The sequence below is a fragment of the Sphingomonas sp. genome (assembly GCF_003248515.1).
In the GTDB taxonomy this organism is placed as follows: domain Bacteria; phylum Pseudomonadota; class Alphaproteobacteria; order Sphingomonadales; family Sphingomonadaceae; genus Sphingomonas_I.
Window position 1 is genome coordinate 438,087 of sequence record NZ_QFOB01000003.1, and the last position, 21,216, is coordinate 459,302.

The following is a 21,216-nucleotide window of genomic DNA, read 5'->3' on the forward strand; positions in this document are numbered from 1 at the left end:
TGCCGCGGGGCGGCACCAGCCCGCCCCCCGCGTGAAGGGATTCGCGCCCGGAAACGCATGCGAGATGGCGTTTCCGGGCGGGCACTTTCACCGGCCAAGGCCTCAGCGATTATACCATTCCATGCCCATGCGGGCGCCGACCTTGCGGATGATGCGCCGCATCGGCCGGAATTCCTGATCTTCCGTCCAGTTCTGATCGTGGATCGGCGAATCCTGGCCGACGATCCGGGCGTTGGCGAAGCCGAACGCCCGATCATTCGCCACGGACGCCGTGCCCTTCACCATTCGATCCGGCCATTGGGCGCCCGCGCTATCATCCTTCACGAACACCGCCACGAAATCGTTCCACGATCCCGATCGCTGGCTGCCGACGAAGGATTCCAGCAGCGTGGCGGCCACGCCCTGACGGCGTGCCCAGTTCTGCAGGGCCAGCCCGCTATCGGGATAGAAGCGCCAGCAATCGACCGGCCACCGATGCACATCGCCGTTTGAAGGCACGTTCAGATAGACCAGCCCTGACGGCCTGACGATGCGCAGCATCTCCATATAAGCAAGCCAGAAGAATTCTGGATGCTCAAGACAAGATGACGAAACACATACGTCGAAACTGTCGTCGGCAAATGGAAATACGTAAGGATCCTCCAGTACAACATCGACACCCGGCCCATCGACGAAATCGACACCGACATATTCGGACGATTCCGGCGCCTTGGATCGGATGGACCCATTCACATTCTGAGAACCTATTTCCACAATCCTGAGACTGGATCTCTTGTCGAGATAGGTACGGAAAAACAGATCCGCATGCTCCATCGCTGTCTGATGCATTGGCTCCCCCCAATTCCCCTGGAACAATCGAGCGCCACGTGGCGAATCGAACGCCCCGGATAATGTTAATATTTTCTCGACCATGATTCCAGTTTACTGGACATTGATCCGTCACAACTCCATCGCTGCCGGAATGGGGGCGGGTGATCGAAACCGTCGCCGGAACGGGACAGGCGGGCGGAGGCGCAACCTTTTCGCTCATGATCCCGTGACGGCGCCGCGAAGTGCGCCGGGCCGTCGCCCGGCCGGCGGGACGGATCCGGTCGTTCGGCATATCCGGAACCGGCGACATCGCAGGTCCCCTTGTCAGCAACCGGCACGCGCTCTAGGGGCGGTGCCCGAAATCGAACTGGTGAACAGGAACGAGCAATGAGCGAGACCGCCGAGCGCGTGAAGAAGATCGTCGTCGAGCATCTCGGCGTCGAACCCGAGAAAGTGACCGAGGAAGCGAGCTTCATCGACGATCTGGGCGCTGACAGCCTCGACATCGTCGAGCTGGTCATGGCCTTCGAGGAAGAGTTTGGGGTCGAGATCCCGGACGACGCCGCCGAGAAGATCACGACCGTGAAGGACGCGATCTCCTATATCGATACGCACAAGGCGTAATCGGTTTTCCGTTGGCCCGGAGCTTGTCGAAGGGCCGCCCTTCTTCAGGTGACGGAAGAAGAACGGGGCTTCGACAGGCTCACCCGCATGGGTTGGGCCTGTTTTGCTTTTTTGAACGAAACCGTCGCCCCGGCAAAGGCCGGGGCCCATATCTCTCGCGGCAGGCGCTGGGCCTGCCCGCATAGACAGGGATCCCGGCCCGCGCCGGGATGATGAAACGCAGAGAGGAACGGACTATGCGCCGCGTGGTCGTAACCGGACTGGGGCTCGTGACGCCGCTGGGCGCGGACGTCGAAACCGCATGGGCGAATATCCTGGCCGGCAAATCCGGCGCGGGCCGGATCACGCGCTTCGATCCCGAAGGGCAGAAGTGCACGATCGCCTGCGAGGTGAAGCCCGCCGATCATGAATATGGCTTCGATCCTTCCAAACGCGTGGACCACAAGGTGCAGCGCCAGGTGGATCCGTTCATCGTCTATGGCATCGATGCCGCCGGCCAGGCGCTGGAGGATGCGGGCCTCACCGAAATGTCGGAAGAGGAAAGCTATCGCACTGGCATTTCCACCGGCGCGGGCATTGGCGGCCTGCCGGGCATCGAGAGCGAATCGATCGTCTGCAAGGAAAAGGGGCCGAGCCGCGTCTCGCCGCACTTCGTGCACGGGCGCCTCATCAATCTGATCTCGGGCCAGGTCTCGATCAAATATGGCCTGCGGGGGCCGAACCACGCGGTCGTCACCGCCTGCTCCACCGGCGCGCACGCGATCGGCGATGCCGCGCGGATGATCGCGATGGACGATGCCGACGTGATGCTGGCCGGTGGCGCCGAGGGCGCGATCTGCCCGCTGGGCATCGCCGGCTTCGCCCAGGCGCGCGCCCTTTCCACCAATTTCAATGACACGCCCGAAAAGGCCAGCCGCCCCTATGACAAGGATCGCGACGGCTTCGTGATGGGCGAGGGCGCCGGCATCGTCGTGCTCGAGGAATATGAGCATGCCAAGGCGCGCGGCGCGAAGATCTATTGCGAGGTGGTGGGCTATGGCCTGTCGGGCGACGCCTACCATGTGACGGCGCCGCATCCGGAGGGATCGGGCGCTTTCCGTTCGATGCAGATGGCGCTGAAGAAGGCCGGCCTGAAGCCGGAGGACATCGACTATATCAACGCGCACGGCACCTCGACGCCGCTGGGCGACGAACTGGAACTGGGCGCGGTGCGCCGCCTGTTCGGCGATGCGATGGGCAACGTTTCCATGTCGTCCACCAAATCGATGATCGGGCATCTTCTGGGTGGCGCGGGCGCTGTTGAGTCGATCTTCTGCATTCTGGCGCTGCGCGACCAGATCGTGCCGCCGACGATCAACCTCGACAATCCGAGCGACAATTGCGTGGGCGTCGATCTCGTGCCCCACGTCGCCAAGAAGCGGCAGGTGCGCGCGGTGCTGAACAACAGCTTCGGCTTCGGCGGCACCAACGCCAGCCTCGTGATGCGCGCGATTTAAGGCTAAGACCGCCGGCATGGCGAACACGTCGTCCCGCCGGCAGGGCTTCGGCTGCCTCGGCTTCCTGCTCCTGCTGGCGCTGATCGCCGGCGGGTCCTTCTGGCTCTATGTGCATCGCAACTGGAGCGGCCCTGGCCCCGCGACGCACCCGACCACGCTGGTCGTGCCGCAGGGATCGACGCTGGCCGATACGGCGCGCGAGATGGAACGGCTGGGTGCCGTGCGCTCCACCACCGGCTTCCTGCGCTTCGCCCGCCGCTTCGGGGACGCCGCGCCGATCCGCGCGGGCGAATATGAGGTCGCACCGCACATGAGCGCGAAGGATATCCTCGCGCTGTTGCAGACCGGGCGCACCGTCCAGCGGCTCATCACCATTCCCGAAGGCATGCCCTCCATCCTCGTGTTCGAGAGGCTGGCCCGGGAAAAGTTGCTGACCGGCAAGCTTCCCATTCCTCCCGAGGGCTCCGTCCTGCCGGGCACGTACAGCTTCCAGCGCGGCGAACCGCGCAAGGCCGTGCTCAAGCGGATGCAGGATGCGATGACGGCGACGATCGATCAGCTGTGGATGCGGCGCAAGGCCAACACCGTCGTCAATTCCAAGGAGGAAGCGGTCACGCTCGCCGCGATCGTCGAGAAGGAAACCGGCGTGGCCGTGGAGCGCCCGATGGTAGCCGGCGTCTATTCGAACAGGCTGCGGCTGGGCATGCGCCTGCAGGCTGATCCGACGATCATCTACCCGCTGACCAAGGGCAAGCCGCTGGGGCGCCGGATCAAGCTTTCCGAAGTGCGCGCCGTGAACGACTATAATACCTATTCGATGGCCGGCCTGCCCAAGGGGCCGATCACCAATCCGGGCCGGGATTCGATCGCCGCCGTGCTGGCACCGGCCAAAACGGACGCGCTTTATTTCGTGGCCGACGGCAAGGGCGGCCATGTCTTCTCCGATACGCTGGCCGAGCATAATGCGAACGTGCAGCGTTATTATCGCCTGCGCCGCGCGCAGGGGACGCGCTGAGCCGCCCCCTGCCCTGCACGAACCGCGAAAGCGGATCTCCCGGCATTCGCATGCACGCGAAGCGGGGCTCCGGCTCTTGCGAACAAGGTGACGGACTTCCGCTATGACGCAGCGCGCGGAGGCGAGGCTGCTGCTGGCCGGGAGCCTGCTGCTCGCCTGTCTGGGCATCGCGCTGCGGCTGTGGCGGATCGGCGCGACGCCGATGTGGCTGGACGAGGCCTATAGCGCCTATGCCGCCTCCAAGGGTTTCGCCTTCCTGTGGCAGGTGGTGCCCAGTTACGAGACGCATCCGCCTTTCTATTACAGCCTGCTGCGGCTCTGGACCCTGCTGTTCGGCGACAGCCTGATGGGCGAGCGGGCGCTGGGCGTCGCCTGCGGACTGCTCACGCCGCCGCTGATCGGCTGGACGGCAAGCGCGGCGACGGCATGGCTGGGCGGGGATGCCCGGTCGCGGCGGCTGGCCGCCTTCGTGGCCTTCGCGCTCGCCTGCGTCGCCATCCCGCTGGTGGAGATGACGCGCGAGGTGCGCCCCTATCCGGTGATGATCCTCGCCTATGCGCTGGCCGCGCGCGCGCTGATCGGGATCGCGCACGCGCGGGAAGCGGGCCGCCCGCTCGCCGGCCCGGCCTATGCCGTCTATCTCCTCTGCCTGGAGCTGATGCTGTGGCTCCACAATCTGGGTCCGCTCTGGGCGGTGGCGCTGGGCTTCGGCAGCCTGATCGCCTTCCACGCCTCCCGGCCGAAGCGGACGGACTGGGGCTGGTATCTGGGCGGCCACGCCGCCGTGCTGCTCTTCTATCTGCCGGCGCTGGGCATCCTGATGGATCAGGCGCCCACCTGGGTGCACTCCACCTGGCTGCGGTTCAGCGCGAAATCCCTGCTCGATCACCTGCCGGTTCTCTATGCGGTGCCGGGATGGCAGGGGCTGGCGGCCGCCATCCTCGCGGGCCTGGCCATCGCCGCGATGATCGGCGTGGCACGCGGGCGACGCCTGCTCGCGATGCTGGCGATCCTCTCGCTCGTCCCGACCATCCTCTCGATCCTGCTTTCGATCACGGTGGCGCCCGTCTTCATCACGCGGACGCTGACTCCGGTCGCCATGCCCTGGCTGGTGCTGCTGGCGATCGGCGCGACCGCGCCGCGCGGGCGGCTGGCGTGGCTCGGCGGGGGGGCCGCCCTGATCCTCGGCGCGAATCTGCTGGCAGTAGACCTGCAACAGCGCATGGGGCCGCCGATCCAGAACTGGTATGGCGCGATCGGCTGGCTGCGGGAGCGGCATCGCCCAGACGATCTGATCCTCGCTTATCCCAATGAAGGCGCGCTACCGCTGGAGCGCGCGCTGAAGGACAAGCGGCTGGACTGGCGGGTGATGCCCGTGCCCGGCCCTGTCCCGGCCTTCACGCCGGGCGGCTGGCATCCGACGGGCAGCCGCGGCGTCGTTTCGCTGCCGAAGGATCAGTTGGAGGCAATCGCGCACGGGGCCACGCTCGGCAAGGTGCGGCGCCTGTGGCTGCTGCGGCTCGGGGCCGCCACCTACGATCCGGGGGATTCCTTCCTGCTCGCGCTCAATCACGAACGGCGAACCACGGATCATTATATCGACGGGCCGATCGACATCATCGGGCTGGAACTGCGCGAGAAGCGATAGGCCGCCCTACCGCTTCCCGGCGCGACGAGCGAAGCCTCATCGCGATCAGCACGCCGGCGGGGGATCGCTTCGCAGTCCCCGCAATCACGAAGCGGTGGCCATCACCCTTCACACCGCCGCCAGCGCCTGCTCCATGTCGGCGATAAGGTCGCCCGCATCCTCCACACCGATGGAGATGCGCACGAGATTGTCGGTGATGCCGAGCAGCGCCTTGCGATCGTCGGGCACGGACAAATGGGTCATCGCCGCCGGCGCGCTCGCCAGCGTCTCCGTGCCGCCGAGGCTGACGGCGAGCTTCGCGATCTTCAGCGCATCCAGAAAGGCGAAGGCCTCGCGTTCCCCACCCTTGAGATAGAGCGAGAAGGTGGAGCCCGCGCCGGTGCAGTGGCGGCGATAAATGTCCGCCTGCCGGCCGCCATCCTCGAGGAAGCCGAGATATCCCACGCGTTCCACCTTGGGATGATCGCGCAGGAAGGCGCAGACCTTTGCCGCATTCTCGCCCGCGCGGCTCATCCGCAATTCCAGCGTCTCGAGGCTGCGCAGCAGCATCCAGGCGGTGTGCGGATCGGTGATCGTGCCGATCGTGTTGCGCATCGCGCGGACGGGATCCAGCGCCGCCTTCGCGCCGACCGCCGATCCCGCGACGAGATCGCTATGGCCGCCCGCATATTTGGTGAGGCTGTAGATCACGATCTCCGCACCCTGCCGCAGCGGCTGCTGCCAGAGCGGGCCGAGAAACGTATTGTCGATCGCGATCGGCGGCCTGTCGCCCGCAAAGGCCGCATCGCGCGCGGCGACCACCGCCTCCACATCCACCAGCGCATTGGTGGGGTTGGCGGGGCTTTCGAGATAGAGGAGCGCCACGCGCCCCTGCGCCTTCGCCCGATCGATCACGGCATCGATCTCCCCGCGCGTGGCGCCAGCGGGAAAATCCAGCCACGTCACCCCGAAACGGCCGAGTATCTTGCCGATCAACGTTTCGGTCGCGGCATAGAGCGGTGCCGAGTGCACGATCACGTCGCCCGGTTTCACATAGGCCAGCAGCAAGGTGGCGATCGCGGCCATGCCGCTGGAAAAGGTCAGCGCTTCCTCGGCCCCTTCCCAGATGGCCAGCCGATCCTCCAATATTTCCTGATTAGGCCCGTTGAAGCGCGAATAGACGAGGCCCTCGGCACCGCCCGGCCGCTTTCCGGTGACGCCCTCGAAGTGGCGCTTTCCGGCGGCCGCGCTTTCGAACACGAAGGTGGAAGTGAGGAAAATGGGCGGCTTCAGCGCGCCTTCCGACAGGGCCGGATCGAAGCCATGGCCCATCATCAGCGTGGCCGGGCTCAGCCTGCGGCCACCAATCTCCTCGGGCTGGCGGCGCGGCCGGCGGCGTTGCGAGCCGCCGGTCAGATCCGCCTCATTCTCCTCCCCGCCGGCCATCGGCGCTTACCGGAAGACGAAGAAATAGAGGAGGATCACGATGATCCCGGGAACACCCAACAGCCACAATATCAATGCCTTACCCATCGAACACCTCCTGAGCCGCCCTTTCGCGGGCGTGCCGGGGGTGTAACGAAGGCTCAGTCCGCCTGTTCCGCGTCCGTCTCGCCGGGCGCATCCGCATCGGCGGCGATGTCGCGATAATAGGGCTCCACGGTGCCGGACATCTTCATCGTCATCGGCTGGCCGAACCGATCGCGCGATTTGCTGATCGCCATCTTCACCCAGCCTTCGGAGACGCAATATTCCTCGATATTGGTCTTCTCGACGCCCTTGAAGCGGATGCCGACGCCGCGCTGAAGCGCATCCGCATCATAATGATCGCTGCGCGGATCGGTGGAAAGGCGATCGGGGGGCGTGTCTGTCGTATCGGTCATGGGCGGTGCCTTTAGCCCTGCGAGCCCAACTCGTCATCCTGAACTTGTCTGATAGCTGGTCGCTTCGAACATGCGCGGCGCCCCGGTCCCACCGGAACATCGGCGATCCATCCGGCCCACGTCCGGACGGCGGAGTCCACCCGGCCCGGTGGCGGGATCCCCTGCCTGTCCGTTCCCACCAGTCCGCCCTTACCAGTCCGCCCTTACCAGTCCGCGCTGTCGAAGCGGATCGGGCGGCCCTTCGCCTGGCTGGCAAGCTGGCCCTCGCGCATCACCTGCCGGCCGCGAATGATCGTGGCGACGGGCTTGCCGGTGATTTCCATCCCCGTGAAGGGCGACCAGCCGCAGCGCGACGCGAGCCAGCTTTCCTCGATCGTCCACTTCGCCTTGAGATCGACGATCGTGACATCGGCATCATAGCCCGCCGCGATCCGCCCCTTGGCGGTAAGGCCGAAGACGCGCTGCGGCCCCGCCGAAGTCAGCTCGATCAGGCGTTGCAGCGACAGCCTCCCTTCCGCCACATGATTCAGCATCAGCGGCAGGAGGGTCTGCACGCCCGGCATGCCGCTGGGGCTGGCGGGATAGGGCTTCGCCTTTTCCGCGATCGTGTGCGGCGCATGATCGGAGCCCAGCACGTCGGGCACGCCCTGATTGAGCCAGTGCCACAGGCCGTCGCGATGCGCGCGTGAGCGGATCGGCGGATTCATCTGCGCATAGCTGCCAAGCCGGGGATAGGCATCCTCGCCCGCCAGCGTGAGATGCTGGGGCGTTACCTCGCAGGTGGCGATGTCCTTGTGCTGCGAGAGCAGCTCCAGTTCGGCCGGAGTGGTGATGTGGAGGACGTGGACCGGCCGCCGCGCCGCGCGGGCCAGCGCCAGGATGCGGCGCGTGGCGAGAATCGCGCTCTCGTCATCGCGCCACACCGGATGGCTGGAGGGATCGCCCTCGATCCGCTCGCCCATGCGCGCCTGCATGCGGGGCTCGTCCTCGGCATGGATGGCGACGCGACGGCGGCCATGCGCCAGCACGCGCGCCAGTTCGCGATCGTCCGAGACGAGCAGGTCGCCGGTGGAAGCGCCCATGAAGATCTTCACGCCCGCCGTGCCGGGCAGCCGCTCCAGCTCGCCCAATTGCTCGGCATTGGCGGCGGTGGCGCCCACATAGAAGGCATGATCGCACCACATGCGATCATAAGCGCGGGAAAGCTTGTGGGCGACGGCGTCCACCGAGTCGGTGTTGGGCTTGGTGTTCGGCATCTCGAACACGGCGGTGACGCCACCCAGAACGGCGGCGCGACTGCCGCTCTCCAGATCCTCCTTCTCCTCCAGCCCCGGCTCGCGGAAATGAACCTGACTGTCGATCACGCCGGGCAGGATGGTGAGGCCGGTGCAATCGATCGTCTCGCCCGCGCTCGCGCCCGTGCCGAGCCCCGCGAAGCGGCCGTCCGTGATACCGAGATCGGTTTCGACCGGGCCGCCCGGCGTCCAGACGGTGCCGTTCTTGAGGAGGAGATCATAGGTCGCCACTGGCCGCTCCGTTCGTGCTGAGCCTGTCGGGGGACGGGCTTCATATCCGGGCGCAATGCGCCCGTGGGTGCACTTCGCTCAGCACGAACGGATTGTCTGTGGCAAGCGATCCCCTACCTTTTCACCATGAGCAGCTCTTTTCTCGCCGACCGCGCCCTGATCCGCCTCTCCGGGGAGGATGTGAGAGGCTTCCTGCAGGGACTCGTCACCAATGATGTGTCAGGCCCTCTCCCCGTCTGGGCGGGCCTGCTGACCGCGCAGGGCAAGGCGCTGTTCGATTTCCTGGTGTGGGCGGACGGCGAGGATCTGCTGATCGACTGCGAGGCGGAGCAGGCCGAGGCGCTGGCGCGGCGGCTGACTCTCTATCGCCTCCGCCGGAAGATCGAGATCGCGCGCGATCCGGCGCTGGGGGTCCACTGGAACCCCGCTTCCGAACGGGGCGTGCCCGATCCGCGCCTGCCCGAACTGGGCCATCGCTGGATTGGGGCCGTGGGCGAAGCGCCGGGCGCGGAAGCGGCGTGGCGCGCGCATCGGCTGGCGCTGGGCGTATGCGAGGGCGCGGCCGAGATCGGCCAGGACAAGACACTGTGGCTGGAAGCGAATGCCACCGAGCTTAACGGCGTGAGCTTCACCAAGGGCTGCTATGTCGGGCAGGAGAATACCGCCCGGATGAACTGGCGCCAGAAGGTGAATCGCCGCCTGATCGTGACGCGGGCCGATACGGACCCCGGAGAGGCCGCGCGCATCTATTATCCCGAACTGGGGTTCGCCGTGCGCCAGATTCGCGTCGCGGACATTCCGGCGGACGCTCGGGCCATCCGCCCCGCATGGCTGGAGGATGCGCTGCACCCGGAAGAGGCGCAGTAACCATCAAAGAGCGTTAACGCCCTGATCTTAACCTTCAATTCGTTTGGGCACAGGCTAACTCACTGTTAACGCCCCCTCGCCGCGGGGCTGTTTCCCGCGAGATGTAGCGGAGCGTTCCCATGACATTTCCGGCCATTCGCAAGCTCGGCCTGATCGCGACCGGCCTGATCGGCTCGGCAACGCTGGCGGCCGGCGCCGACGCCGCCGTGACGATCACCGGCGTCGCGCTGGATTCGCCCGGCGGCGTGAACGGCACGATCACCTATACGCCGAGCAACCCCGATTATGTCGCCAATGCCGCGATCGGCCGCATCCGACTGACGACCAGCACCGGCGACACGCTGCTGAGCTATTGCATCGACATCTTCCACAACCTGACGACCGGCACCTTCACCGGCGGCACGGTTGCGTCGGCGATCACGGACGCGGGCAAGGTTACCAAGCTCAGCGCGCTGCTTTCGAATGGCGAGGCGCTGGTGACCGATGCCGATCATTCGGCCGCCCAGCAGCTGGCCGTGTGGGAAATCATCAACGAGGGCAGCGGCGTCTACAATCTCGGCGCCGGCGACTTCTTCGCATCGAACATCAGCGCGAATGCGGTGTCCCTCGCCAACAGCTATCTGGCGAACGTCAACAATGGCGTGTGGGCGGCCGATCCGTCGCTTTCGCTCGCGGTGCTCACATCGCCCAACAACCAGACACAGCTCGTTTTCGGCGCGAGCGCGGCCAAGGTGCTCGGCTCCGTTCCCGAGCCCGCCACCTGGGCGATGATGCTGATCGGCTTCGGCGCGATCGGCGGCACGATGCGCGCGCGGCGCACGCCGATCCGGCCCGTGGTGCGCTTCGGCTGAGCGCCCGGCAACGAATTTATGGTTAACGAATTGTAAAATATCGTAACGGGGGTAGAGAAGGTTTTGCGCCGCAACAAGGGCCGTGCGACACGGCTGTTAACGGGACGTAAATGTTTCGAATCACCGGTTTCGCAAGCGTATGAGATGGATGGTGGATATGAAGATTTCGGGTTGGAAGCTTTTGTCGGCAGGCGTCACCGCCACGCTGGCGAGCAGCGCTGCCTCCGCAGCCACGTTCACCTTTTCGCTGACGAATCAGGGCAATCAGTCCGCTTCGGCGTATAACGATCTGACGTTCACCTCCACGTCGGGCGGCAACACGATCACGATGGACGTCTATGGCGCCCACATGAACGACGCGACCGTTTCCGGAAACAGCGCGCTCAACACCGTCACCGCTTCCACCGTCGCGGTCTGGTCCGGCTACGGACTCGGCGTACTCTATGGCAACGACAATACGGGCAACGAGACGCACCAGATCGACAATGTCGGCGGCGGCGTGGATTTCGTTGTGCTCAGCTTCAGCCAGGCCGTGACGCTCAGCAGCTACACGACCAAGGCGTGGGCGTTCGGCAACAATTATTCCACCGACAGCGATACGTCCTTCATGGCCTATAACGGCTCGCTGGCGGATCTGCTCGGTGGCGTGAACCGCAGCGCCTTCTCCACCGTCAACAATAGCGGCGGCACCAACACGACGAACACCGGCAGTTCGGTGACGTCGGCCATCTGGCTGGTCGGCGCGGCCGTGGGCACCAGCGATCGCGACGACGGCTTCAAGCTGACGAGCCTTTCGATCAACGCGGTTCCCGCCACGGTGCCCGAGCCCGCCACCTGGGCCATGATGCTGGTCGGCTTCGGCGCGATCGGCGGCACGATGCGCTCGCGCAAGGTGCGCCAGAGCCTGAACGTCACGTTCGGCGCCTGAGCCCACCAATCTCCATCCGATAGAGAAGGGGCGGCCTGCGAGGGGCGCCCCTTTTCGCATGCGCGGCACCCGGCCATTTGCGCGCCGGCACGGCGGGCCGGCAGTTCCGTATCCTCCGCTCGACCGCCCCTGCCCCCGGTGCCGTCCCGCGGCCTCCACGAGCGGGATGATCCCGCCGGATCCCCCTTCATTCAGGCCGCTGGCCGGATCAGGCATCGCCGCCTCCGCCGCGACAGGGGGGAAGGCAGGAGCGGGAGCGCGCAAAGAAAAAGGGCGGCCCCACGGGGAGCCGCCCTCTTCCGTCAACGTCCTGCGATCACCCCCCGCCCGATCGACGGGCGATGCCGGTCAGGCTGCGAGCTTGCGCAGCACGTAAGGCAGGATCCCGCCGTTGAGGAAATATTCGAGCTCGTTGATCGTATCGATCCGGCATCGCGCCTCGAAGCTTTCCTGGCTGCCGTCCGCGCGGGTGATGGTGACCGGCACCATCTGGCGCGGGCGCAGGCTGGCGACGCCTTCGATCGTGAAGGTCTCGCTGCCATCCAGCTTCAGCGTCTTGCGATCGACGCCTTCCGGGAATTGCAACGGCAGCACGCCCATGCCCACGAGGTTCGAACGGTGGATGCGTTCGAAGCTCTCGACGATCACGGCGCGCACGCCGAGCAGGGTCGTCCCCTTCGCCGCCCAGTCACGCGACGAGCCCGTGCCATATTCCTTGCCGCCGATCACGACGAGCGGCGTGCCGTCCGCCTTGTAGCGCTGGGCTGCGTCGTAGATCGCCTCGACATCGCCGGTCGGCACATATTTCGTCATGCCGCCCTCGATGCCGGGCACCATCTCGTTCCGGATGCGGATGTTGGCGAAGGTGCCGCGCATCATGACCTCATGATTGCCACGACGCGCGCCATAGCTGTTGAAGTCCGCCTTGGAGACCTGGCGCTCGTTCAGGTAGCGGCCCGCCGGGCTATCCACCTTGATCGAGCCGGCCGGCGAGATGTGATCGGTCGTGATCGAATCGGCGAAGATCGCGAGCGGGCGCGCATCGATGATGTCGAGCACGGGCGCCGGCGTCATGCTCATGCCCTCGAAATAGGGCGGGTTGGCGACATAGGTGGATGTGGGGTTCCACCGATAGGTGTCGGAGCCGGCCACATCGATCGCCTGCCACTTGCTGTCGCCCTTGAAGACATGGGCATAGCGGAGCGAGAACATGTCGCGATCGATGTTCGCGTCCATCGTGGCGCGCACCTCGTCGTTCGTGGGCCAGATGTCCTTCAGGAACACGTCCGCCCCGTCTGTCGCGGTGCCGATCGGAGTGGTGGTGAAATCCTCCACCACCGTGCCCTTCAGCGCATAGGCGACGACAAGCGGGGGCGAGGCGAGGAAATTCGCCCGCACATCCGGGGAGACGCGGCCTTCGAAGTTGCGATTGCCCGACAGGACCGAGGCGGCGACGATATCGTTGCCGTTGATCGCCTTCGAGATCGGATCTGCGAGCGGGCCGGAATTGCCGATGCAGGTGGTGCAGCCATAGCCGACGAGGTTGAAGCCCACCGCGTCCAGATCCGCCTGCAGGCCGGATTTGGTGAGATAATCGGTCACGACCTGCGAACCGGGCGCGAGCGAGGTCTTCACCCAGGGCTTGGGCTTCAGGCCGAGCGCATTGGCCTTGCGGGCGACGAGGCCGGCGGCGACCAGCACCGAGGGGTTGGACGTGTTGGTGCAGCTGGTGATCGCGGCGATCACGACATCGCCGTCGGTGATGGCATGATCCGCCCCCTCGACCGGCGCGCTCTTCGGCGTCTCATGCTTGTAGGTCTTGACGAGATCGGCGTTGAACGTGTCGTCCACCTCGGTCAGCACGACCTTGTCCTGCGGGCGCTTCGGGCCGGCGAGCGACGGCACGACCGTCGACATGTCCAGTTCCAGCGTATCGGTGAAGACCGGATCGGCCATGTCGGCGGAGAGCCACAGGCCCTGCGCCTTGGCATAGGCCTCGGTCAGCGCGATCTGGCTCTCGTCGCGGCCGGTGAGGCGCATATAGTCCAGCGTCTTACCGTCTATGCCGAAGAAGCCGCAGGTGGCGCCATATTCGGGCGCCATGTTCGCCAGCGTCGCGCGATCGGCGAGGCTGAGCGACGCGAGGCCGGGGCCGAAATATTCGACGAAGCGGCCGACCACGCCACGCGCGCGCAGCATCTGCGTACAGGTGAGCACGAGATCGGTGGCGGTGATGCCTTCGTTTAGGGTGCCGGTCAGCTTGAAGCCCACCACCTCGGGGATCAGCATCGAAACCGGCTGGCCGAGCATCGCGGCCTCCGCCTCGATCCCGCCCACGCCCCAGCCGAGCACGCCGAGGCCGTTGACCATCGTGGTGTGGCTGTCCGTGCCGACGCAGGTATCGGGATAGGCGACGGTCGCGCCGCTCTCATCCACGCTGGTCCACACGGCCTGGGCGATATGCTCCAGATTCACCTGGTGGCAGATGCCGGTGCCCGGCGGCACCACCTTGAAATTGTCGAGCGCCTTGGAGCCCCATTTGAGGAATTCGTAGCGCTCGCCGTTGCGCTGGAATTCGATCTCCATATTGTCCTCGAACGCCTTGGGCGTGCCGAACTCGTCGACCATCACGGAGTGATCGATCACGAGATGGACGGGGACCAGCGGATTGATCTTCTGCGCATCGCCGCCAAGCTTGTTCATCGCATCGCGCATCGCGGCCAGATCGACGACGCAGGGAACGCCAGTGAAATCCTGCATCAGCACGCGCGCCGGGCGATACTGGATCTCGCGCTCGGACGTGGGATTGGCGAGCCACGCGATCATCGCCTTGAGATCGTCGACCGTGACGGTCGTGCCATCCTCGAAGCGAAGCAGGTTTTCCAGCAGCACCTTCATCGAGAAGGGCAGGCGCGAAACGTCGCCCAGGCTCTCCGCCGCCTTCGCCAGCGAATAATAGGAAACCGTCTTCCCCGCGACCTCGAGGGTGGAACGGGTCTTGAGCGTGTCCTGACCGATGGCTGTCACGGGGCCGGCCTCCTTATGAATGCTGCATTGCGGAGTATGGCGCGGGCCTTAGCAAGGGGGCCAGGGATGGGAAAGGGGACGGAGGTCTCATCCCGCCGCGTCATGAACCCCGGCAGGACCGACAAATTCGTTGCGGATACGAATCGAAATCTTTCAATAGGTTAAGATCAGGCATGCCGAAACGCCGCCGCCGCCATGCCAAACCGGCCGAAACTAGAGCGCCATTCTGAACAAAAAGTTGCCGGTTCCAGCCTCCACTCTGGACAAGAAAACGCCTTGTTCCCCGATGCTTAATACCGCTATGCGGGGGGCTTCCCGCTAGATGCGGCGCTGGGAGCTCCTTCTTGCCGATACACGATGTCTCCTTCAGCGAGGTTGTTCGTCTCGTTACTCTCGCCTCCTCCCTGGCCGACCGCTTTCGCTTCAGCTTTCGTGAGGTCGTCGATCGTTTCGAGGGCGCGCCGGACACGGCGATCGTGGGCCACACCGGCACCCGCCATCCGCGCACCGTGGCGCGGACATTGCTGCAGGCGCGGGCGCGACGATCGGAAGTGATGGGAGTCGATGTTTTCCGCGATCCGGCCTGGGACATATTGCTGGATCTCTATGCGAATACCGAGCCCGGCGAGACGATGATGATCTCGGTGCTGTGCCAGGCGGCGGGCGCGCCGCCCACGACGGCGCTGCGCTATGTCTACAAGCTCATCGAATCGGGCCTGCTGCTGAGCGAGGATCACCCGCTGGATCAGCGGCGCACGATGGTGCGGCTCGCGCCCGGCACGGCGGAGCGGATCGAGCATCTTCTGGCGATCATCGGCAGCGGCGCCTGATCGGGCAGCGGGCGGATGGCACGTGCCATCTTGGCCATTTCGCTCGTGTTGCGGAGCCGATATGATCGCCGGAACCTGAGGAGATGGATCCGATGAAACGCCTCGCCGCCGCCGCCACCGCCCTGCTGATCGCCACGCCGGGCCTCGCCTCGCTCGCCGTGGGCGCCAAGGCGCCGGATTTCTCCACGCAGGCCAGCCTCGCCGGCAAGGCCATGCCCTTCAACCTCAAGGCCGCGCTCAAGAAAGGCCCCGTCGTCCTCTATTTCTATCCGGCAGCCTTCACCAAGGGCTGCACGATCGAGGCGCACGAATTCGCCGAGGCGACCGACGATTTCAACAAGCTGGGCGCCACCGTGATCGGCATGTCGGCCGATCCGATCGAGACGCTCAACAAATTCTCCGTCGAGGAATGCCGGAACAAGTTCGCCGTGGGCTCGGCGACCGCGGCCACGATCACCGCCTATGATGTGACGCTGCCCGCCAAGCCCGATCGATCGAACCGCACCTCCTATGTGATCGCGCCGGACGGCAAGGTGATCTTCGTCCATTCCGCGCTGAGCCCCGAGGGGCATGTGAACGGCACGATGGAAGCCGTGAAGGCGTGGCGCGCCGCCCATCCCAAGAAGGGCTGACCCGGTAGCGGGGGACGAGGCGAAGGCCCTCATCGCGTCGCTCGGCCTCATCCCCCATCCCGAAGGCGGCTGGTATCGCGAAACGTGGCGCGCGGACACGCCGGAGGGCGAGCGCGCCACCGCCACGGCGATCCTGTTTCTGCTGGAGGCCGGGCAGGGATCGCACTGGCACACGGTGGACGGGGCGGAACTGTGGTTCTGGCATGCGGGCGCGCCGCTGGCCCTGCTGCGGGCGCCCGGCGATGCCGGCCCCGTCGAGACGATCGCCCTTGGCCCCGACATTGCCGCGGGGCAGATGCCGCAAGGCCTGATCCCGACCGGCCACTGGCAGGCCGCCGAAGCGCGAGAAGGCTGGACCCTGGTATCCTGCGTGGTGAGCCCCGGCTTCCGCTTCTCGGGCTTCACGCTCGCCCCGCCAGGGTGGCGACCGGGGGCATGACGCGGGCTTGCCGCGAGCCTAAGATGGCGGAATGACTGATTTCGCACCGCTTCTGATCGCCGACCGCCGTCAGCTCGCCACCATCCTCTACAAGGTAACCAAGTCCGGCTTCGATGCTTGGCTGAAGGATCTGCCGCAGCGGGCGCGCACCGCCGTGTCCGTCGCGCGTTTCAAGGGCGAGCCCGGCAGCGTGGTGATCCTGCCCGGCGACAAGGTGGACGAATGGAATGCCGCGGCGGGCGTGAGCGAGGAGGGCAATCCGTGGGATCTCGCCGCCGCCGCGCAAAAGCTGCCCGAGGGAATGTATCGACTCGCGGCGCAGGGTGAACCCGGTGAAGCCGCGCTGGGCTGGCTGCTCGCGCAGCACCGCTTCGATACCTATCGCAGCGCCCCCAAGCCCGAAGCCGCCCGGATCCTGCTGACGACGGACATCGCCTCGATCGACGAGACGGTGCGCCTGGCCCATGCGGTCGCCATGGTGCGCGACATGGTGGATACGCCGAGCGCCGACATGGGGCCGGCCGAATTGCAGGGCGCCGCGCAGGCGCTCGCCACCGCCAACAGGGCTACCTGCCGCATCACGCGGGGCGATGCGCTGCTGGCGGGCTTCCCGATGATCCACGCCGTCGGCCGCGCCGCCGCGCGCCATCGCGAGCCGCGCCTGATCGAGCTGGAATGGGGCGATCCCTCGCATCCGCGCATCGCCCTGATCGGCAAGGGCGTCTGCTTCGATTCGGGCGGGCTCGACATCAAGCCTTCGAGCGGCATGCTGCTGATGAAGAAGGACATGGGCGGCGCGGCGCATGCGCTGGCGCTCGCCCGGCTCGTGATGGAGAGCCACCTGCCCGTGCGCCTGCACATGCTGGTGCCCGCGGTGGAGAATGCGATCTCGGCCGATGCCTTCCGCCCGGGCGACATTCTGAAGAGCCGCAAGGGTCTGCACGTCGAGATCGGCAATACCGACGCCGAAGGCCGGCTGATACTGGCCGACGCGATCACCCTCGCCTGCGAGAGCGAGAAGGCCAAGCTGCCGGAACTGGTGATCGACTTCGCGACGCTGACCGGCGCGGCCCGCGTCGCGCTGGGGCCTGACCTGCCCGCCCTGTTCACCAATGACGACGCCCTTGCGGATGCGCTGCTCGCGGCCGGCGGGTCCATCGGCGATCCGCTGTGGCGTCTGCCATTGTGGGCGCCCTACAGCGACATGCTCAAGTCCGACGTGGCGGATGTGAACAATGCGGGCAGCGGCGGCTTCGCCGGATCCATCACCGCCGCCCTGTTTCTCGAACGCTTCGTCGCGAGCGGCGTCGCGTGGGCGCATCTGGATACCTTCGCCTGGAACCCCGCCGCCAAGGCCGGGCGCCCGAAAGGCGGAGAGGCGCTGGGCCTTCGCGCCGCCTGGACGATGCTGAAACGGCGCTTCGCCCCACCGGGCTGATCCGCGGCCGATCTGACCGGCCATGAAACGATCTGCGCGCTGGGGTGTTACCTTGTCCCGGGAGGAGGAGATCGTTTCGGACGAGAGGCACGGTTATGATGCATGACAACACCCTGGCGGGCTGGATGCAGACCCTGGTCGGCTATGTCAGATCCGGCCGGCCCGATTTGACGAACCGGCAGATGGCGCTGCTCCTGCTCGTCTATCTGACCCCCGGCCCACATACGGTGCGCGGGCTTGCGCAGGCACTGGGCGTTTCCAAGCCGGTCGTTACCCGCGCCTTGAACACGCTCGGCGCGCTCGGCTATCTGCGGCGCGAACGCGATGAGGCCGATCGGCGCAACATCTTCATCGCGCATACCGATTTGGGGGCTCATTTCCTTGAAGGCTTCGGAGGTCTCATCGGCAGCGACGCACCCGATCCGCTCAACCGCCAGCTCCGCCACGCCCAGGGCTGACACGCGGCCCGGCGCGATTCCGGATCGGGCGAGGCTCGACGGCCCTTCCCGCCCGCTCGATCCGCGCGTGAACGCCTATCGCAAGGACGTGGCGGACATAAAGCTGGCGGGCACGCTTTTCGCGCCCCACTATGCCGCGCCCAGCCGCCGTCGGCTTATGGCCCCCTTCGCCTCCCTCCACGCCGCCCCGTCCTCCGATTCGATCGCGGTCTCCCAGCTCCTTCGGGGCGAGGAATTCGACGTGTTCGATATCGTCTCAGGCTGGGCGTGGGGGCGTTGCGCGCATGACGATTATGTCGGCTATCTGCCGGCGGACCTGCTCGCCCAGATGCCGGCGGCGGCGACGCATCGCATCGCCGTGCCGACCGCGCTGGTCTTCGCGCGGCCCGACATCAAGGCGCCCGTGATCGCGCGATGGCCGATCGGCGCGCGCTTCGCCGGTACGGAGAATGGCTCTTTCCTGGAAAGCGAGGCGGGCTTCGTCCACCGGCGGCATGCGCTGCCGATCGGCGCGCGGCGGGATCTGATCGAAACCGCGACATCCCTGATCGGCCAGCCCTATCTGTGGGGTGGGCGCGGTGGCGGGGGCATCGATTGTTCGGGGCTCGTCCAGGTTGCGTGCGCCTTCGCCGGCCTCGATTGCCCGCGCGACAGCGATATGCAGCGCGAGGGGCTCGGGCGGGCTCTGGCCCAGGACGAACAGGCCGGCACCGGGGACGCGATCTTCTTTCCCGGCCATGTCGGGCTGATGCTGGACGGAAGCCGCCTGCTCCACGCCAACGCCTTCGCAATGGCCGTCACGATCGAGCCACTGGTTGACGTCGTCGCCCGACTGGATCAGGAGCCCGCTCCCATTCTGGCACGGCGGAGAATCGCGTGAAGATATTCGTCGATGGTGCGGTCGGCACCACGGGTCTCGAAATTGGCGAGCGGCTGACGGGTCGCGCCGAGATCGAATTGCTGACGCTTCCCGAGGAGCGACGCAAGGATCCGGCCGCACGCGGCGACGCGCTCAACGCCGCCGACATCGTCATCCTGTGCCTTCCGGACGACGCCGCGCGGGAGGCCGTGGCATTGCTGGAGGGATCGTCGACGCGGATCATCGACGCATCGACAGCGCATCGCATCGCGCCGGGCTGGGCCTATGGCTTTCCCGAGCTGGAAGCCGGCACGCGGCAGGAAATCGGTGCGGCACGGCTCGTCGCCAATCCGGGCTGCTATCCCACCGGTTTCCTCGCGCTCGTGCGGCCGCTGGTGCGCGCCGGACTGCTGCCGGCGGAAAGCCTGCTTTCGGTGAATGCCACCTCCGGCTATTCGGGCGGCGGCAAATCCATGATTTCGGCGTTCGAGGATCCGAACGATCCGGGCGCCACCGATACGGCCTTCCGCACCTATGGCATGAATCTCGCGCACAAGCATGTGCCCGAAATGACGGTCCATGCCGGCCTGAAGCATCCACCGATCTTCCTGCCGGCGGTGGCGCGCGCCTATCGCGGCATGATCGTGGAGGTGCCTATCCACCTTCATGCCTTGCCGGGCACGCCCCGCCTGGGTGATCTGCGCGCGGCGCTGGCCGATCATTATGCGGGCAGCGCGCTCGTGCGCGTGATCGACGAACCTCCCGCGATGCTGACCATCGAGCGGCTGGCCGGAACGGACCGGATCGATCTCTTCGTCTATGGTGACGAGAAGACCGGGCAGGCCCGGCTGGTCGCGGCGCTCGACAATCTCGGCAAGGGCGCGGCCGGCGCCGCCGTCCAGAACATGAACCTGATGGCGGGCCTGCCCGAAACGGCGGGGCTCAGGCTCTAGGCCGGTCTGCGCGCGGGGGAGTCACCGCCCGGCCGGGAAATAGCGGCAGAACAGAAGCCTGGAGCCGTTGATCCAACACAACCGGATCAACGGCTCCAGACGTCCACCGCGACCGATCTCCAGCCCCTGCGGTCCGGATCGCTCAGCGATAGCGAGCGGCGACATCCCGCCGAGAAAGATTGGGCGCCATCGCCTTGCGGGCTGCATCATAAGCCAGCCACTGGCCCTCGTCCGCAAGCGGCGGGATCGTGACCGTCTCTCCCTTGTCGAACCCCGCCAGCGCGGCATCGACGAGATCACCGACTTCCATCACCCACTCGGCCGGCAGCGCATCCACATCCTTGCCGGAACGCTCCCAGATTTCGGTGCGGGTGGCGCCGGGCAGCACCGCCTGCACGCGCAGCTTGCTCTCCGCATGCGCCGAGGCGAGGCCGAGCGTGAGATTGAGCAGATAGGCCTTGGTGCCGCTGTACACGCCATCGAACATTTCCGGCGCGAGCGCGAGCACGGAAGCAATGTTGATGATCGCGCCGCCGCGCCCGACGAAGAGCTTGCCGGCGGCGGAGGCGAGCAGCGTCGGCGCGGTCACGTTCAGGGCGATGATCCGTTCCAGCGCCGGCGCCTCATTTTCCAGCAGGCTGCCATTCAGCGACATGCCGGCATTGTTCACCAGCAGCGTGATCGAGGCATCCGTAGAGAGGCGCCCGGCGACCTTCGCGAGATCGGCGGCATCGGTGAGATCGGCGCGCAGCACATCGATCCCGCGCCCCGTTTCCTCAGCCAGCCTTTCCGCCAGCGCATCGAGCCGCGCACCATCGCGCGCGACGAGCACCAGATCGAAGCCCCGCTTCGCGAGCCTGTCCGCATAGACCGCGCCGATGCCCGAGGATGCGCCCGTGATCAGCGCCGTGCCCTGTGAAGTCACACTCATTTCGATCGCCCCAGATGATGTC

Annotated in this window: 20 protein-coding genes; 14 read left to right on the forward strand and 6 right to left on the reverse strand. The window is 66.3% G+C overall.

Annotated elements, in window-relative coordinates; translation table 11 throughout:
- Window positions 1-102: 102 nt before the first annotated feature.
- The gene (locus tag DI605_RS07305; protein ID WP_293971286.1) at window positions 103-828 is read right to left on the reverse strand and encodes a methyltransferase domain-containing protein; all 726 of its coding nucleotides are present in this window, start codon (window positions 826-828) and stop codon (window positions 103-105) included.
- A 369-nt stretch (window positions 829-1,197) separates the two neighbouring features.
- Here DI605_RS07305 and DI605_RS07310 point away from each other — a divergent pair, with 369 nt between their 5' ends.
- From DI605_RS07310 to DI605_RS07325, 4 genes are all read left to right on the forward strand, one after another.
- Complete coding sequence (locus DI605_RS07310) at window positions 1,198-1,434, forward strand: acyl carrier protein (RefSeq protein ID WP_171742928.1); 237 nt, start codon at window positions 1,198-1,200, stop codon at window positions 1,432-1,434.
- 236 nt (window positions 1,435-1,670) lie between these two features.
- Window positions 1,671-2,930, forward strand: coding sequence for a beta-ketoacyl-ACP synthase II (gene fabF, locus DI605_RS07315; protein WP_293971292.1), 1,260 nt, complete (start codon window positions 1,671-1,673; stop codon window positions 2,928-2,930).
- A 16-nt stretch (window positions 2,931-2,946) separates the two neighbouring features.
- A complete protein-coding gene (mltG, locus tag DI605_RS07320) occupies window positions 2,947-3,945 on the forward strand; it encodes an endolytic transglycosylase MltG (protein WP_293971295.1) in 999 nt (332 codons plus the stop codon).
- Between the two features lie 103 nt (window positions 3,946-4,048).
- Window positions 4,049-5,593, forward strand: coding sequence for a hypothetical protein (locus tag DI605_RS07325; RefSeq protein ID WP_293971298.1), 1,545 nt, complete (start codon window positions 4,049-4,051; stop codon window positions 5,591-5,593).
- Window positions 5,594-5,701: 108 nt separating this feature from the next.
- Here the strand turns inward: DI605_RS07325 and DI605_RS07330 are convergent, their stop codons facing one another.
- The 3 genes from DI605_RS07330 to DI605_RS07340 form a co-directional block, all read right to left on the reverse strand.
- Window positions 5,702-7,018, reverse strand: a complete 1,317-nt coding sequence (locus DI605_RS07330; RefSeq protein WP_293971300.1) for a cystathionine gamma-synthase family protein — start codon at window positions 7,016-7,018, stop codon at window positions 5,702-5,704.
- 140 nt (window positions 7,019-7,158) lie between these two features.
- Window positions 7,159-7,455: a DUF3297 family protein gene (locus DI605_RS07335; protein ID WP_293971302.1), complete on the reverse strand. Its 297-nt coding sequence runs from the start codon at window positions 7,453-7,455 to the stop codon at window positions 7,159-7,161.
- A 203-nt stretch (window positions 7,456-7,658) separates the two neighbouring features.
- On the reverse strand, window positions 7,659-8,981 hold the full coding sequence (locus tag DI605_RS07340) for a dihydroorotase (protein WP_293971305.1): 1,323 nt from the start codon (window positions 8,979-8,981) through the stop codon (window positions 7,659-7,661).
- Between the two features lie 126 nt (window positions 8,982-9,107).
- On the opposite strand from DI605_RS07340, the gene DI605_RS07345 reads away from it, so the two are divergent.
- From DI605_RS07345 to DI605_RS07355, 3 genes are all read left to right on the forward strand, one after another.
- A complete protein-coding gene (locus DI605_RS07345) occupies window positions 9,108-9,848 on the forward strand; it encodes a folate-binding protein (protein WP_293971307.1) in 741 nt (246 codons plus the stop codon).
- Between the two features lie 119 nt (window positions 9,849-9,967).
- A complete protein-coding gene (locus tag DI605_RS07350; RefSeq protein ID WP_293971310.1) occupies window positions 9,968-10,699 on the forward strand; it encodes a PEPxxWA-CTERM sorting domain-containing protein in 732 nt (243 codons plus the stop codon).
- Between the two features lie 157 nt (window positions 10,700-10,856).
- Window positions 10,857-11,627, forward strand: coding sequence for a PEPxxWA-CTERM sorting domain-containing protein (locus tag DI605_RS07355; protein ID WP_293971313.1), 771 nt, complete (start codon window positions 10,857-10,859; stop codon window positions 11,625-11,627).
- A gap of 348 nt (window positions 11,628-11,975) precedes the next feature.
- Here the strand turns inward: DI605_RS07355 and acnA are convergent, their stop codons facing one another.
- A complete protein-coding gene (gene acnA, locus DI605_RS07360) occupies window positions 11,976-14,654 on the reverse strand; it encodes an aconitate hydratase AcnA (protein ID WP_293971316.1) in 2,679 nt (892 codons plus the stop codon).
- Window positions 14,655-14,998: 344 nt separating this feature from the next.
- Here acnA and DI605_RS07365 point away from each other — a divergent pair, with 344 nt between their 5' ends.
- From DI605_RS07365 to argC, 7 genes are all read left to right on the forward strand, one after another.
- Window positions 14,999-15,484, forward strand: coding sequence for a MarR family transcriptional regulator (locus tag DI605_RS07365; protein WP_293971319.1), 486 nt, complete (start codon window positions 14,999-15,001; stop codon window positions 15,482-15,484).
- A gap of 92 nt (window positions 15,485-15,576) precedes the next feature.
- A complete protein-coding gene (locus DI605_RS07370; protein WP_293971321.1) occupies window positions 15,577-16,116 on the forward strand; it encodes a peroxiredoxin in 540 nt (179 codons plus the stop codon).
- The gene (locus DI605_RS07375) at window positions 16,100-16,555 is read left to right on the forward strand and encodes a cupin domain-containing protein (protein WP_293971420.1); all 456 of its coding nucleotides are present in this window, start codon (window positions 16,100-16,102) and stop codon (window positions 16,553-16,555) included. Before DI605_RS07370 ends, DI605_RS07375 begins: the two co-directional genes overlap by 17 nt.
- A 31-nt stretch (window positions 16,556-16,586) precedes the next feature.
- A complete protein-coding gene (locus DI605_RS07380; RefSeq protein WP_293971324.1) occupies window positions 16,587-17,993 on the forward strand; it encodes a M17 family metallopeptidase in 1,407 nt (468 codons plus the stop codon).
- A gap of 125 nt (window positions 17,994-18,118) precedes the next feature.
- Complete coding sequence (locus DI605_RS07385) at window positions 18,119-18,451, forward strand: MarR family winged helix-turn-helix transcriptional regulator (protein ID WP_293971423.1); 333 nt, start codon at window positions 18,119-18,121, stop codon at window positions 18,449-18,451.
- Between the two features lie 67 nt (window positions 18,452-18,518).
- Window positions 18,519-19,331, forward strand: coding sequence for an NlpC/P60 family protein (locus DI605_RS07390; RefSeq protein WP_293971327.1), 813 nt, complete (start codon window positions 18,519-18,521; stop codon window positions 19,329-19,331).
- Window positions 19,328-20,263, forward strand: a complete 936-nt coding sequence (argC, locus tag DI605_RS07395; protein ID WP_293971330.1) for an N-acetyl-gamma-glutamyl-phosphate reductase — start codon at window positions 19,328-19,330, stop codon at window positions 20,261-20,263. The genes DI605_RS07390 and argC overlap by 4 nt, the downstream gene beginning before the upstream one ends.
- A 142-nt stretch (window positions 20,264-20,405) precedes the next feature.
- Here the strand turns inward: argC and DI605_RS07400 are convergent, their stop codons facing one another.
- Window positions 20,406-21,194 carry an SDR family oxidoreductase gene (locus DI605_RS07400; RefSeq protein WP_293971333.1) on the reverse strand — a complete coding sequence of 263 codons (789 nt, stop codon included), beginning with the start codon at window positions 21,192-21,194 and terminating at the stop codon, window positions 20,406-20,408.
- Window positions 21,195-21,216: the final 22 nt, after the last annotated feature.

Bases quoted from the DNA above. Each gene is read 5' to 3' on its own strand.
- DI605_RS07305 (WP_293971286.1), bottom strand. From the start codon at position 828: ATGCATCAGACAGCGATGGAGCATGCGGATCTGTTTTTCCGTACCTAT.
- DI605_RS07310 (WP_171742928.1), top strand. From the start codon at position 1,198: ATGAGCGAGACCGCCGAGCGCGTGAAGAAGATCGTCGTCGAGCATCTC.
- fabF (WP_293971292.1), top strand. From the start codon at position 1,671: ATGCGCCGCGTGGTCGTAACCGGACTGGGGCTCGTGACGCCGCTGGGC.
- mltG (WP_293971295.1), top strand. From the start codon at position 2,947: ATGGCGAACACGTCGTCCCGCCGGCAGGGCTTCGGCTGCCTCGGCTTC.
- DI605_RS07325 (WP_293971298.1), top strand. From the start codon at position 4,049: ATGACGCAGCGCGCGGAGGCGAGGCTGCTGCTGGCCGGGAGCCTGCTG.
- DI605_RS07330 (WP_293971300.1), bottom strand. From the start codon at position 7,018: ATGGCCGGCGGGGAGGAGAATGAGGCGGATCTGACCGGCGGCTCGCAA.
- DI605_RS07335 (WP_293971302.1), bottom strand. From the start codon at position 7,455: ATGACCGATACGACAGACACGCCCCCCGATCGCCTTTCCACCGATCCG.
- DI605_RS07345 (WP_293971307.1), top strand. From the start codon at position 9,108: ATGAGCAGCTCTTTTCTCGCCGACCGCGCCCTGATCCGCCTCTCCGGG.
- DI605_RS07350 (WP_293971310.1), top strand. From the start codon at position 9,968: ATGACATTTCCGGCCATTCGCAAGCTCGGCCTGATCGCGACCGGCCTG.
- DI605_RS07355 (WP_293971313.1), top strand. From the start codon at position 10,857: ATGAAGATTTCGGGTTGGAAGCTTTTGTCGGCAGGCGTCACCGCCACG.
- DI605_RS07370 (WP_293971321.1), top strand. From the start codon at position 15,577: ATGAAACGCCTCGCCGCCGCCGCCACCGCCCTGCTGATCGCCACGCCG.
- DI605_RS07380 (WP_293971324.1), top strand. From the start codon at position 16,587: ATGACTGATTTCGCACCGCTTCTGATCGCCGACCGCCGTCAGCTCGCC.
- DI605_RS07385 (WP_293971423.1), top strand. From the start codon at position 18,119: ATGCAGACCCTGGTCGGCTATGTCAGATCCGGCCGGCCCGATTTGACG.
- DI605_RS07400 (WP_293971333.1), bottom strand. From the start codon at position 21,194: ATGAGTGTGACTTCACAGGGCACGGCGCTGATCACGGGCGCATCCTCG.